At 39.3% G+C, this 13,864-nt stretch carries 15 protein-coding genes; 4 read left to right on the forward strand and 11 right to left on the reverse strand.

Annotated elements, in window-relative coordinates; all coding sequences use genetic code 11:
- Positions 1 to 377: 377 nt before the first annotated feature.
- The 3 genes from CXF95_RS07560 to CXF95_RS07570 form a co-directional block, all read right to left on the reverse strand.
- Positions 378 to 1,004: a FlgO family outer membrane protein gene (locus CXF95_RS07560; RefSeq protein WP_101198125.1), complete on the reverse strand. Its 627-nt coding sequence runs from the start codon at positions 1,002 to 1,004 to the stop codon at positions 378 to 380.
- Between the two features lie 53 nt (positions 1,005 to 1,057).
- Entirely contained in the window at positions 1,058 to 1,906 is an 849-nt protein-coding gene (locus CXF95_RS07565; protein ID WP_101198126.1) for a FlgO family outer membrane protein, read from the reverse strand.
- Positions 1,907 to 2,073: 167 nt separating this feature from the next.
- On the reverse strand, positions 2,074 to 2,676 hold the full coding sequence (locus CXF95_RS07570; RefSeq protein ID WP_232787709.1) for a FlgO family outer membrane protein: 603 nt from the start codon (positions 2,674 to 2,676) through the stop codon (positions 2,074 to 2,076).
- 246 nt (positions 2,677 to 2,922) lie between these two features.
- Between CXF95_RS07570 and CXF95_RS07575 the strand changes: the two genes are divergently transcribed.
- Positions 2,923 to 3,546, forward strand: a complete 624-nt coding sequence (locus CXF95_RS07575) for a DoxX family protein (RefSeq protein WP_101198127.1) — start codon at positions 2,923 to 2,925, stop codon at positions 3,544 to 3,546.
- Positions 3,547 to 3,648: 102 nt separating this feature from the next.
- Here CXF95_RS07575 and CXF95_RS07580 read toward each other — a convergent pair whose 3' ends face one another.
- Positions 3,649 to 4,065, reverse strand: a complete 417-nt coding sequence (locus CXF95_RS07580; protein ID WP_101198128.1) for a type II toxin-antitoxin system HigA family antitoxin — start codon at positions 4,063 to 4,065, stop codon at positions 3,649 to 3,651.
- A complete protein-coding gene (locus CXF95_RS07585; RefSeq protein WP_101198129.1) occupies positions 4,065 to 4,373 on the reverse strand; it encodes a type II toxin-antitoxin system HigB family toxin in 309 nt (102 codons plus the stop codon). The genes CXF95_RS07580 and CXF95_RS07585 overlap by 1 nt, the downstream gene beginning before the upstream one ends.
- A gap of 210 nt (positions 4,374 to 4,583) precedes the next feature.
- Between CXF95_RS07585 and CXF95_RS07590 the strand changes: the two genes are divergently transcribed.
- The gene (locus CXF95_RS07590; protein WP_101198130.1) at positions 4,584 to 5,135 is read left to right on the forward strand and encodes an NAD(P)H nitroreductase; all 552 of its coding nucleotides are present in this window, start codon (positions 4,584 to 4,586) and stop codon (positions 5,133 to 5,135) included.
- 361 nt (positions 5,136 to 5,496) lie between these two features.
- Here CXF95_RS07590 and CXF95_RS07595 read toward each other — a convergent pair whose 3' ends face one another.
- The 4 genes from CXF95_RS07595 to CXF95_RS07610 form a co-directional block, all read right to left on the reverse strand.
- Complete coding sequence (locus CXF95_RS07595; protein ID WP_101198131.1) at positions 5,497 to 6,528, reverse strand: GGDEF domain-containing protein; 1,032 nt, start codon at positions 6,526 to 6,528, stop codon at positions 5,497 to 5,499.
- A 407-nt stretch (positions 6,529 to 6,935) separates the two neighbouring features.
- Positions 6,936 to 8,270 (reverse strand): DEAD/DEAH box helicase, encoded by a 1,335-nt coding sequence (locus CXF95_RS07600; RefSeq protein WP_101198132.1) that lies wholly within the window; start codon positions 8,268 to 8,270, stop codon positions 6,936 to 6,938.
- Positions 8,271 to 8,337: 67 nt separating this feature from the next.
- Positions 8,338 to 8,994 carry a 3-oxoacid CoA-transferase subunit B gene (locus tag CXF95_RS07605; RefSeq protein ID WP_101198133.1) on the reverse strand — a complete coding sequence of 219 codons (657 nt, stop codon included), beginning with the start codon at positions 8,992 to 8,994 and terminating at the stop codon, positions 8,338 to 8,340.
- A gap of 9 nt (positions 8,995 to 9,003) precedes the next feature.
- Entirely contained in the window at positions 9,004 to 9,717 is a 714-nt protein-coding gene (locus tag CXF95_RS07610; RefSeq protein ID WP_101198134.1) for a CoA transferase subunit A, read from the reverse strand.
- A 388-nt stretch (positions 9,718 to 10,105) separates the two neighbouring features.
- On the opposite strand from CXF95_RS07610, the gene CXF95_RS07615 reads away from it, so the two are divergent.
- Entirely contained in the window at positions 10,106 to 11,005 is a 900-nt protein-coding gene (locus tag CXF95_RS07615; RefSeq protein WP_101198135.1) for a LysR family transcriptional regulator, read from the forward strand.
- A 54-nt stretch (positions 11,006 to 11,059) separates the two neighbouring features.
- Here CXF95_RS07615 and CXF95_RS07620 read toward each other — a convergent pair whose 3' ends face one another.
- Positions 11,060 to 11,827: a hypothetical protein gene (locus tag CXF95_RS07620; RefSeq protein ID WP_101198136.1), complete on the reverse strand. Its 768-nt coding sequence runs from the start codon at positions 11,825 to 11,827 to the stop codon at positions 11,060 to 11,062.
- A 70-nt stretch (positions 11,828 to 11,897) separates the two neighbouring features.
- Complete coding sequence (locus CXF95_RS07625) at positions 11,898 to 12,590, reverse strand: sensor histidine kinase KdpD (RefSeq protein WP_101198137.1); 693 nt, start codon at positions 12,588 to 12,590, stop codon at positions 11,898 to 11,900.
- A 240-nt stretch (positions 12,591 to 12,830) separates the two neighbouring features.
- Here CXF95_RS07625 and cysB point away from each other — a divergent pair, with 240 nt between their 5' ends.
- Positions 12,831 to 13,805 (forward strand): HTH-type transcriptional regulator CysB, encoded by a 975-nt coding sequence (gene cysB, locus CXF95_RS07630; protein ID WP_101198138.1) that lies wholly within the window; start codon positions 12,831 to 12,833, stop codon positions 13,803 to 13,805.
- The last annotated feature ends 59 nt before the right edge of the window (positions 13,806 to 13,864 follow it).

The raw sequence follows: 13,864 nt of genomic DNA on the forward strand, positions 1-13,864 counted from the left end.
ACCTTGATCCTGCTCCCAGTTTTATATTAACCAGAACCTCCGGGTCTTTGATTTAGGTTTTTATCACTAATTTTCTTTTGTTAGTGCTTAGAAGAGTATCGATCATAAATCAAAGACCCCAACCCTCTTGACTCCGACCCTTCTATAGGTTCGTTAAAAACTAAAAATTAAAAAAAGCAGCAAAAGATCATGTTGTCACTGCTTCCAAAAATAAATGCTTGTTTAGTATTTTATGTTGGTTTTTATCTTATCTGTTGCGATATCAAGCTCAGGGAAACGTATCGACTTCCCTCTCTAGAGTCGTTGAAAAATAGTCAATAGATGTTCAATAATTAATGAGACATCATATTATTCGACGTTAAGAATAGTTGAAATCCTCACAAAAAATTGTTGATGACTATGTTAGGTAAAAACTTTGAGGAAGAGGCTACAACTGCATTGGTTTTAAAGTTAATTATACGGGCATTAACAACCAAACCTCTGCTATTTCTCAGCATAGTACCGGTTAACACATACCCAATATTCACATTGTTATAAAATTGACCCATGTCCCGTGAAAATGCAAAATCACCTTTGTCGTTAACATCAAGTACACCCATTAACTTATGATCTGCGACGGGCAGTCCTATTTGTTGCAGGTCGTTGATAAAAGACTCGGCTAATTGGATGCCTAGTGAATCGGTGTTTTGTAATGACGAGTCTAAATGCACAAAAGAAGCGACTACTATAAGTTCATCAACTTGCATGCCTCGAACATCTCTTTGCAAGTCTGCTGCCATTTGTTCGGTATATTCGCTCAGTCTATTAAAGTGCAAATCGGTGCTAAATAAACTCGGGTGAGATTTAATCATTATATTCTGTAGCACCATATCTTGACATGTATAAAACGTACCATCATCGTTAGCGCATAGCCTTTCAGTGCTCTGTGATAGCTCTAACATTGAGCAAGCACTCAGGGCCGTACTTAAAAATGCAATACCCATTAATTTTGTTATCTTTAACATTATATTACTTCCAAATAAATGCAGTAAGTTTGTCGGCTCTTCATCTTTAAACCCTATTCTTGAATTAAAGAAACGTTGTTTGAAGAAGAGTGCTTGGCAATATTATCCATTGGCTGGCTTCGATTCATTAAGTCTTCATTTTTCTGCGTAACGAGAGAAGAATCGAAATCTAGAGGAAATGCCACTCTACCCAGTTGAACATTTTCGTTTCTATTGGATGACTTTGGCGAGGTTGACATCATTAAAATGGGATCGGATACACTATTGGGTATAAAACTTTGTGCAGATGCGACTACTGCTTGTGATTTTACCCCCACAATGCGGGCATTAATTAAATATCCATCTGTGTGTTTGAGCATAGTGCCACCCACTATATAACGTGCTGGCATATCGCCAGTAAAGTCTTCGTAATCTTTACTGAAGGCAAAATCCCCTTGTTCGGTGACCCTGATAAAACCTGTTGTTTTAAAATCAATCACCGGAATACCAAATTTATGCACTTCATGGATCAAGCTCTCGGCTATTTGTATGCCTAATAAGTTTGAGTCATTGTAGTCACTGTCTAGCATAACAAAACTGACTATAGCGACGGGTGTGGTGGAGTTTACATATTGCAGATTAGCTACTAAGTCTTGCATCAAACTTCGCACATAATAATTGATATCGTGCTCTTGTGAATTTTGATTGTTTTGTTTTAGCTTAGTACCAATTGCAAGTTCATCTTTTTTGAACTCCTTCTGAAAACTGACGCTTGAAGCTAAGGTCGAGCCGTCGTCAACGTTTTGTGAAAGCTCAGTATCTTGCGTTTGTTCGTCAAGCGTAACCATATCCTCAATAGGAGCAAAAACAGCACAACCACTTAAGGCTATGGCTGCCAATAGACTCAGATTTTTTACTGCCATGTTACTGTTCCTCAAATGCGATGCATTTAGCCACTTAAGGCTGTGTATTTGTAACCCTGTTCTTAGCAAATCAGATAAAAGTATATGAGATGCCAGACAAAGGTTTCTGTAAATCATTGCTTAAGTAAAGTAGGGCGATGATGGTTTGGGTTTATTCCATGCCTAATCTAATAGGCGTTGCGGTATATCTGATTGTGTTTGACGCTGATTTTTGATGCACTCCACATCGCATCATTTGGCACATAATCTGTTGCCGCTGCCAGTACAATGTTTTCTGGCACTTGTATTAATCTAATATTCACTATGGTGTTGGTTTCTTGCAGCGTGTAGGTGCCGGTCAAAAAATAGTCTGCTGCGATTCTGGGATTTAATTCATTCACTTGCCTACTCAACATTTTATCGGCTTGGTCACTGATTTTTATGTTTGGCATAGTTTTATATTCTATGACTTTTAAACCGGCCTGGGTGGCGAAGGTCATTAAGCTTTCTTGAATTTGCAGACCTAATGCCAAGTGAGAAGGCAATGATTCGCCGTTAGCATGCATAGTCGGTAATATTGTGCCGACGGCCACTGTTTGCGTTTTGTCAATCAGTTGAGAGGTGCTTAACAGCTGTCTAGCGAGATTTTCTACATGCTTATGCAGTGTGTTAGATGGATGTGGGTTTACGGTTGTCACATCAGCTAAATCATTGCTTTCATCCATCTGATCCGTTAAGGCACAGCCTGAGTTTAAGGTGCCAATTAGGATCATTAAACATATAGTTCGCATTGAGTTTATATCTTTAGTTAAAGCTTTGAATTGAAATTAGCAATATAAGTGCCAATACCCTTTGTGGGTAAAATTATTTTTCTTCACACAGATAGGATTATGTCTATTCACCCAGATAGGCTTAAAAAGCACAATGTGGAATTGTTGCAACGAAGGTTAACTAGGCCTTCAAATTTAATCTAAGTCTAACGAAATATTTTGATTACCTAACCTCTCTTATAGGTGACTACATTATTAGGAAAATTTATGAAACTGATGGATCTGTATATGCCTTTGCACAAGATGCTGAATAAAAGTTTAGCTTTTGAAGGGATCGCGCCTTTGTTACTCAGGCTGTATTTGGCACCTGTGATGATCCAAGGAGGGTGGACTAAATATCAAAATTTTGCAGGGATTGTGGATTGGTTTGGTAATGCTGATTATGGTTTGGGTTTACCTTTTCCTGTTGTGCTGGCATTTCTTGCTACTGCCGCTGAATTGGTGGGGGGCATATTTTTGGTAATAGGGTTCGCAACGCGCTGGGTAAGCATTCCTCTGATGGTGACTATGTTAGTGGCAATGTTTTCAGTGCACTGGCCAAACGGTTGGACTGCCATTGCTGATGCCAGCAGTTGGATGTCAGACGGCACTATTATGCTTAACGAAGCCGTTATGAATGCTCCCGATAAATTGGCCGCTGCTAAAGGTATTTTGCAAGAGCATGGCAATTATGAATGGCTTACATCTAGTGGCAAATTTGTGGTACTCAATAACGGTATTGAGTTTGCTATGACGTATTTTATCATGTTGCTTTCATTGTTTTTCACTGGTGGTGGTAAATACACTAGTGTTGATTATTTTTTAGCGAAAAAATTAATCGTTCAAACATAAAATAAAACGGCGCGAAAGCGCCTTTTTTATTAGGATAGTCTCACAAGCCGTTTACTTAATGTGCATATGTAAACGGCCTCTACTAAAGGTACTCAGTTATTATCATATAAATAGCTGTGGTGAAACGTGAAAACGCTCTGACAGTTTGCGAATATGACTTAGGTTTAGAGAGCGCTTTTCATTCAAAATCATCGACACTAAGCTCTTACCACCAATCTCATTCTCAAAATCAGTGGTATTAAGATTGTGCTGCTCCATTAGTATGGCTAACGTTGAAATACCTGAATTGATTTGTGACAAACCTTGGTTGAATATAAGAAATTCGTGCGCACTATTTTCGTATTTTTCTATGCTAATGCACAGCAGGTCTATCAATGGCTCATGTTTTGCGTAGTCTTCAATAAGCTGGTCCATTAAATCTAACGCTTTTTCATGATCCGTTGTGTTTTCTATTCTAAAGATAAAGCTAGCCTCAGCAACAATGCTGCTTAAACCTTGCTCAATACGTTGCAAATTCATCATTCCCCCTTTGCATATCTTTCACACAGCTTGTTGTAATCAGAATGATTAATGATATGTTTAACAAACATCTTTCCTGTTCTGAACTCAATAAATGCCATTAATCTGATATTGTTACCTGCTACATCAATCACATACCATTTGTCTTTGTATTTGAAATTATCTAGGCTGCTAAAAACATTCTTTAACTCTTCAGGAGTATTACATTCTACCTTTTTGAGTACGCTGTAAGTTTTCAAAATTGCTGCGGCATATTTTGGGTGTTTTCTGGTCGCTTCTTCAAAAGGCTTTTTCGAATTAATGTGCATCTAATATTCATTTAGTTCACAATGTGTGAACTATAGCATCCTCAGTTATTACTAACAATATTTTCCCACTCCGCGTTGCGGCCGGTTCGTTAAAAATAGCTCATTTGCATAGCCAAACTTTACTGATTTTGCCTTGATTGTTAGCATATTGAGATAATATCAAGGATATATGAAAAACCAACAAAGCCACCTAAAATTTAAGGATACTTAATGCAGGCGTTAGATTTATTACTTACCCGCAGCTCCCAACATCGACTTCAAGCTCCGGCTCCTGAAGGCCAAGCGTTAGAAAATATTAAACAAGCCGCTTTAAGGGCGCCTGATCATGCTTGTCTAACACCATGGAAGTTTGTCGTTTGCCAAAAACAAGGGCTAAAACGTTTAGGTGATGTATTTGAGCAGGCCGCCATTTCTGCAGATAAAAGCGAAAAAGAAATAGAGCGTGCTTCACAATTACCATTACGCGCACCGATGGTCATGGTGGCGATAGCTAAATACACTGAACATGACAAAGTGCCATGGGTAGAACAAGTTGCCTCAGCAGCTTGTGCTTTACACGCTATGCAAATGGCCGCAGTTGCTCAAGGTTTTGCAGGCGTGTGGCGGACTGGCAGTTATGCCCAAGACCCAATAGTCAAACAAGCCTTTGATTTAGCTGAGCAAGACGAAATAGTGGGGTTTCTTTACTTAGGATCTTCGCCTATTAAGCCTCTACCAAAGCCAAAAAGAGACAGTGGCGCATTTTTTGAAGAGTGGGATTAATGGCGCTAAAAGGCTGATGGCAGTAGATAGTGAATAGTAGATAGCCCACGAAAAGATAAAAAAATTACCACAGAGAATCACTTCAACTACTAAAAAAAACAGTACATTTAAAGCAAAATGATTTTTTACCACAGAGTTCACAGAGCGTCGGGCGCCGACCGCTGCGCTTCACAGAGGACAAAAAGTCAAACGATTAAAACAACATACTATTTTTGATTTTTCTCTGTGATCTGACCTTCCTCTGTGGTGCAAAAAATCTTTAATCTTTAGCTTTTCAGCATTAAATGTTATTTATCACATAGAACTGAGCTTCACAGGCAAAACAATAATGGAGTGGAAGCTTTGGTATTAAAGCAAAAAATTAATTTGCAGCTAGTTTTACTTGGTTTCTACCTGCATTTTTGGCGGCATAAAGGGCCTGATCAGCTCTTTCAATGATATTGGTTAAACCATCATTGGGCCTTTTTTGTGCTACACCAAAAGAAGCGGTAACAGGTGGGATCTTTTCTCCAGTGCGTTTACTACTAAAGGGCACTAAAGCTAATTTCACTCTAATCCTTTCGGCAACAAGTTGTGCTTGTTTAAGTTTCAAACGCGGACATAAAAGAGCAAACTCTTCGCCACCTAATCGCACTGGCAAAATGGGGTCTTTGCATTCTTCTTTTAACATTTGCCCAATAAATTTTAGAATTTGATCGCCTACTAAGTGGCCATGAGTATCATTAAAAATCTTGAATTTATCCACATCCATCATGATCAGAGTAATGTTGTCATGGTTGCTTTTATCAGCGACAAATTGATTATAAATCGTTTCGAATACACGCCTATTGTAGAGGCCGGTAAGTGGATCTGTGTTCGCTTCTTTTTTGCTATTCTCAAGTTCAGCTTTCAATGTGTTGATTTCAGCTTGAGCGGCAGACAGTTGCCCTTGAAATTCTTCATTGGTAGTACAAATCGCACTTGCGTTGGCACTTAACTTATTTAAAACCGGTGCAATGGCATCATCGACACCATGGCTGCCAAGCTCGGTTAAGTTTTCCATCAACGCCTGTGAGTAACTGTTAGTTTGTTGGGCGGTGTGATCCATTGAATCTGATAAATGATCGACCAAATGTGAGAACGCGTTTTGGAAATTTACCAGTTGTTCTTTATTATCATTATCTAACTTACTGATATGCTTAAAAAACAATGATTCTGAGATATATGGAGGACAAGTACCGTAACGTTCTACCGTTTTGTCTAATTCTTTATTTAATGACGGAAAGGCTTTTGAATAGTAGCTGTACCACAATGTATAGTTAAGAGGATTTGGCACTATGTTGTGTTTTACCATCATGGGTATAGACTGGCGCAAATACCCTACTGCTTGTGCTGAATTCTCAGAAAATTTCATAATGACTCTTTATACAAAATACTACAAAATACTTATACAAAATACGCTAAAAAGATTTCTCATCTTCACGTTACTATATTTAAATTTCTGATAAAAACCTATATGACTTTGGGTTAATAGGTTAAGTAATATCTTATATCATATAAAAGAATAAAAGATAAATATTGCAATTAAATGAAATAACACACAGTAAATAATGTGTAGTTAGGTAATAGAGAAAATTCACCATAGAGTTTATCGGTTAACGCGCATAGCGGAAACAAGAGCAAATCTAGAAAGTCCTAAACATGATGGCTTTTATTTTAAGAAAAGCGGTTGGCACCAGATACTCTTTGTTGTATGTGGTTTGACCGCTGTTATTTTTTTGTAGCTAGTTGCTAGAAGCTCGTAACTAGCGGCTTCTTTACCTATTCTTCCACATCGTTCTCTGGTTTCAAAGTCGCTCTAGGTTTACGCTTCATAGGCATATCACCTGCGTCTTTACCTTGCATGGTTTTAACGCGATTAGGTGCTTGTTGAGGTTTGTTTGTTTGATTGACTTTTTTATTGGTCAATTTTTTGCCTGGGGCGACTTTAGCTTTAGGTGGCTTTAAGCCTTTAAATTTAGCTTTTAGGCCTTCAATCTCGCTAAATTCGATGTTCTGTTGCATAAAACTTTTTATTGCCAAAAAACTGAACCAGTCTTTTGGCCCCACAAAGGATACTGCTTGGCCTTTGTTACCGGCTCGTCCGGTTCTACCCACTCTATGCACGTATTCATCAGCCAATTTAGGTAAATCAAAATTCACAACTAAGGCTACATTGAGCAAGTCTAAGCCGCGAGAGGCGATATCGGTGGTGACCAATATGTGATGCTGACCTCGTCCAAACTCACTCATAATATTATTACGTTGACCTTGGGTTAGGTCGCCACTTAGGGCAACGGCGTGTAATTGTTGCTCTTTAAGTATAAGGGTGAGTCTTTCTGTATCTGCACGTGTGGCAGTAAATACGATGATTTGACGATATTCTTGCTGATTGATCATATGACTTAACAATAACTCTTTGTGTGTCACGTGATCGGCTAAGTAAAATTGTTGTTGAATATCTTTATGTTCTTCACCGGCGGAGCCCACACTGATGCGCTGCGGGCTTTTTAATAGGGTCTGAGTCAGTTCGTGCATAGCGGCACTGTCTAAAGTAGCTGAGAACATCATGGATTGGCGTTTGCGATGATCAGCTGCTTGATTGATAAGTCTAAGTTCTGAGGCAAAACCTAAGTCTAACATACGGTCTGCTTCATCCAATATCAACATTTCAAGGCCGTTTAAGAATAACGACTTACCTTTAATGTGATCTGCTACGCGGCCTGCTGTGCCCACAATAAATTGTGGATGATGTTTAAGGGCTTTCACTTGGTCGTTAAAGTTTTCACCACCTAATATCAAAGCGGCTTTTAGCTGCTGCTTCGCAATTAATCCTTTGAGCTGCAAAAACACTTGTTTCGCGAGCTCTCTGGTGGGGGCTAAAATAAGCACTCTGGGGTCACGACGGCTGAGAGGTTGTTTGGTTAACACTCTATGCACCGCGGGTAATAGAAACGCTAAGGTTTTACCAGAGCCGGTTTTGGATGAGGCAATTAAGTCTTTACCCATCAAGCCGTAGGGTATCGCCTTACTTTGGATTTCTGTAGCGGTATTCAGCCCTTTAATTTCAAGGGCTTTTAATAAATTATGATGTAAAGGTAAGTCGGTAAATTGCAAAAGACATGCTCTAAAAACTGATATGGATGCAATTATACAAGGGCTAAGTTAATTTTGTGGGTTTATTTCAAAACATCATTTCCGGCACGTCTGCAGCCACCACTAATTTGCCTGCAGTTTTAGTACGGATTTCATCTATCGTTACCCCTGGCGCTCTTTCAACTAAATGAAACGCGCCGTCTTTTACTTCAAGTACTGCTAAGTCGGTAATGATTTTATTGATACAATTCACACCAGTTAAGGGCAGGGTGCATTGGGCTAACAGCTTTGAATGTCCATGTTTGTCGGCGTGAGTCATAGTCACAATAATGTTTTGCGCCCCAGCAACTAAGTCCATCGCGCCTCCCATGCCTTTGATGAGTTTGCCTGGGATCATCCATGAAGCAATATTGCCATGACAATCTACTTCAAATGCGCCGAGTACAGTTAAGTCAACATGTCCACCGCGGATCATTGCAAAACTTTCTGCTGAATTAAAAATAGACGCGCCTGTTGCTGCAGTGACGGTTTCTTTTCCCGCATTAATCATATCTGCATCCACTTGTGCTTCTGTGGGATAGGGACCCATTCCAAGTAAACCATTTTCTGATTGCAACATGACCTCAATATCATCAGCCACATAGTTGGCTGCAAGGGTCGGGATGCCAATACCTAAGTTAATATAATGACCATCACCAAATTCTTGTGCGACTCGCATAGCAATTTGTTCTCTGCTTAATGACATAATAATGACCTATTGATTGCTGGTAACTGATGAGAGGATTTTGCGTTCTATACGTTTTTCAAACTTGCCGACTATTATCCTGTCAACGTATATGCCAGGAGTGTGTATCTCGCTGGGAGAGAGTTCCCCTGGCTCTACTATTTCTTCTACTTCTAACACTGTGATTTTCCCTGCCGTAGCGGCTATAGGGTTAAAATTTTGTGCGGTATGACGATAAATACAGTTGCCATAACGGTCTGCCTTGTAGGCTTTTACAATGGCAAAATCACCGGTGATCGATTCTTCGAGAATATAATCGCGGCCATTAAATTGTCTAGATTCTTTGCCTTCACCTACTGGTGTACCAAAACCTGTCGCGGTATAAAATGCTGGGATACCTGCGCCGCCAGCGCGCATTTTTTCAGCTAATGTGCCTTGGGGGGTGAGTTCTACTTCCAATTCGCCATTTAACAGTTGCTGTTCAAATAAGGCGTTTTCACCCACATAGGATGACACCATTTTCTTGATTTGTTTTTCTTCTAATAACAGGCCTAGCCCAAAACCATCAACACCACAATTGTTAGAGACTACTGTTAGGCCCTTTGTATTCATCTTTTTTATTTGCGCAATTAAACCTTCGGGAATACCGCAAAGACCAAAGCCGCCAGCTATCACTGTCATATTGTCTTGTAAGCCGGCCATTGCCGCTTCGTAACTGTCTACTACCTTGTTAAAACCTGCCATGATTTACTCTCAAGTTAAATATTAGGGGCTGTTGAGCTTTCATATGTCGCCGAGATTTTTCACAAAATGTACTCAATCAAGGCAAAACCTGTGAAATTTGGCCATCCAAATAATCAGATTTTAACGCAGAGTGAGGGCGTTTTGAGGAAAACCCTCCGGGCTGGGCCATTTATTCGCCTACCTTCATTGTTCATCTTTCGTTTAGAGTGACTAAACTTCAAGATAAACGCCTCGGTATCCAAATAAATGGCTTCAGTCCCGACGATATATGAAAACTCAACAGTCCCCACAGTGTAAAAGATACATATAAATAGTAAAATTGAATTAATATGTGTATTAATAGATTTTATTTATTAATCTTTATTGCTTTAAACGAGAGTATTGAGCTATCTACAACGTATCTTTTCGGCAGGTACAGATTTTTGTCTGTATTGCGCAATCCCATACCTTTGCTCAGGCTGCTGAAAAAATGTGCCTGTCTCAGCCCGCCTTATCATCGGCAATAAAAAAAATGGAATCACAGTTGGGGGGGGTATTGTTCTCTCGCACCACTCGTAAAGTGGAGTTAAGTCCAGAAGGGCGGCAATTTTTACCCGTGGCAGTCAGGCTTATTGGTGATTGGCAAGACGCGTTTTCAGACTTACATAATTTATTTTCATTAGGCCGAGGCAAGTTATCCATAGCCGCGATGCCTTCTTTTGCCGCTGGGCTGTTACCGGGCATTTTACAACAGTTCAAAGCTGAGTTTCCTAACATAAAATTGTCAGTGGCTGATGTGGTGATGGAGTCTGTGATAAAAGATGTGCAAGCGGGTAGGGCTGAGATTGGATTCTCCTTTGAACACAAAAAAATGGACGGGTTAGAGTTTCATCCCATTCTTACGGATAATTTTATTGCGGTATTACCTGCTAATCACCCCTTGAGCGAACATAAAATGTTGTCATGGTCACACATTGCTTTGTACCCTTTTGTGGCTATGAATAAAGGATCAGCTATTCGCCAATGGATTGATTCATTTATGGAATTAAATCATTTGTCTTTAAATATAGTAGTGGAGGCAAGTCAACTTGCCACCTTAGGGCAGTTTGTCAAACATGACTTAGGTGTGTCTGTGGTACCGGCCTTATGTCAGGAACAAATGCTCAGTAAAGACTTAGTTTGCCTGAACATTCATCAAAGTGGTTTGAGTAAAAGAGTGGGGGTTATTCGGCAAAAAAACAGTAATTTATCGTCAGTTGCTGCATCATTCTGGCAATGGACTGTGAAAAATATTTCATATCCAAGTTAAAGTGACCCAAGTTCAGGTTAAAGTAGAAACGTAAATTAGTTTGATAGGTTGCCGTTACCATTTTTTCTTTTCTGCAAATAAATCGTCCAGATCGTTTTTTTCTAATTCTTCTTTTTTGGCCACATCACGGCTATTAGCATTTTTTAGGTTACTTTCAATATTAACCAGTTGTTCTTCTAATTGGGCCTTTCTAACTGTGATGAATTCATCTGGATTAGGCTGGGCAGAGAGTGCACCTATGGCTTTTTCTAAACATTGCCTTGCAGAGCCTAATTGATTGTTTTTTATAGCAACTTCTCCGCGCCGCATTAACGTGTCGACGTTAGCGCGCAACTGTAATCGTTCCAGTAATTTGTCTTCGGCTAAAAATACTCTGCTTTCAATGCGGTTCTTCTTAAACTCAGAGCTTAAAAATGCACGCAGCGTTTTGATACCGCGAATAAATTGAATGACTTGCTTATCGCCTTGTGGCAATTGAAAATTTTCTTCTGACGGGGGAGCTTTACTCACGTCGATAGTCTTTAAAGCCTCTTCTGTTGTTTTTATCCTAGTATTTGAACCTGCTGTATTATTACCCATTTGTTTGGCCGCTTTCATCGCGCCCAACATTCGGCGTTGCATAATAAAAATCAGCCTTTGGGAAATGGGTAATTGGTCTGCGCCCAATAACGCGGCTTCGGTATTGTCGATAATCCCTTTTTGTTTGGATAACTCAGTTCTGCGTTCAGTTTCCACTTTGTTTTTGTGTTGCTGAATAGCATTCACTATAACACCGACCAACACTAAGGCGACAATCAATACAATTATTATTGTAAATACCATAAATCTATAATTTTCCCACTATTAGGGTTCAACAAACTTAGCTATTGCAATCTCTTAGTTTACTGATTAATTAAGGTAACGTTAAGATAAAAACGCTCCCACCTAAACTTCCACCATTTTCTAAAGATATATTACCTTTAGCCTTACCCTTGGTATGCGCTTGGGCAATTAATCGCGCAAAAAACAAACCCAACCCCGTTCTTCCTTCACCGATATCACAGTTTTGCATTGTAATATTATGGGCATCCAGCATGTTTTGTGGATAGCCGAGTCCGTCATCTTCCACTTTAAATACTAATTTTTCATGTTCGGTGTAAACGCTCAGGTGTATCTTTTTCTGGCTATAACGCATGGCATTAACTAATACGTCATTTAACAAAACACCAATTAAGTCAGCGTCTAGATACCATACTAAATCGGCTGATTGGGTAACTTCTAAAATCATATTTTTATGATTTAAGTAACTTTCATTGGTAGCCAGCAAATCTTCTACTACATCTTCTATATGGTATTCGTCGATATTAAGAGGCAAATTGTCTGATCCTGCGCGATATAAAGACAATAATTGCACCAGTCCTGTATTGAGTCGGGCTGCTTCGTAATGAGCCGATGCCAAATGCCCTCGAGAAACAGGATCTGTCTCTATCAGACTTTGTCCTAGGCTTTCAATAGATTGCATTAACAAACATAAGGAGTTCTTCATATCATGCACGGCTGAACCTAATACAGTAGAGAAATCAATTGATTTTTCTTCTCTAGACATCAGGTGTTCCCACGGGGTAAATGAATAATAGAAACATAGAGTTACTCACAAATTAATAATATTTATGGGTATCTTATCAGACCTTTTTCTGGATTTGATATTTGATTTTTCAGTCTTTTAAGGGGGTTAGGTTGATATAACTAGAACCTTTTTTTTAAAAACTAATGGAATTCGCCTTGTTAAAGTTATATAACAATTTAATATAAAGAAGTTCCCTAGGTTAACAAGCAAGGCTAAGACATGAAATTACAGCAACTCCGTTATATTGTTGAAGTACTCAACAATAATTTAAACGTCTCGGCTACCGCTGAAAGCTTGTACACATCACAACCGGGGATCAGTAAACAAGTTCGCATGTTAGAAGATGAGTTAGGCATACAGATATTCGGTCGTAGTGGCAAACACCTCACTCATGTGACTGAGGCAGGTCAAGATGTGATCAATATTTCTCGGGAAATTTTAGCAAAAGTGGAAAGTATTAAAGCGGTGTCTCGAGAACACACCTTGCCAGATCAAGGTAAGTTAAATATTGCGACCACTCATACCCAAGCAAGATATGCTTTGCCTGATGTGATCAAAGGCTTTATGAAAAAATATACTAAAGTCTCATTGCATATGCATCAAGGCACACCGTCGCAAATAAGTGATCTTGCCGCTAAGGGTGAAGCAGATTTTGCCATAGCCACCGAGTCATTACATTTGTATAACGATTTAGTCATGCTGCCTTGTTATCACTGGAATCGTAGTATTATTGTTAACCGGGATCATCCCTTAGCCAAAAAGACCAGTATTACTATTGAAGATATTGCCGAGTACAACTTAGTCACTTATGTATTTGGTTTTACAGGCCGTTCATCTTTGGATCAAGCCTTCAGTAGTGCAGGTATCGAACCTAAAATAGTGTTCACTGCCACTGATGCCGACGTGATTAAAACTTACGTCAGACTGGGTGTGGGTGTGGGTGTGATTGCCTCAATGGCGATTGATGACAAACTGGACTCAGACTTAGTTAAAATCGATGCTAGCCACTTGTTTGAATACAGCACCACTAAGATTGGTTTTAGAAAAGGTTCATTCTTACGCAGCTACATGTACGAATTTATCGAACGTTTTGCCCCACATCTAACTAAGTCAGTGGTAGAAAAAGCCATGATGTTGAAAAATAACGATGAAGTAGAAAAAATGTTCAAAGGGCTAACGTTACCGGTAAGGTAAAAAGCAGCTTCGAGGATCGAACTACGAGTTACTAGCCTAAAGCTAAAGACAAAAAAAAC

This window comes from Paraglaciecola sp. MB-3u-78, assembly GCF_002835935.1.
Taxonomy (GTDB): domain Bacteria; phylum Pseudomonadota; class Gammaproteobacteria; order Enterobacterales; family Alteromonadaceae; genus Paraglaciecola.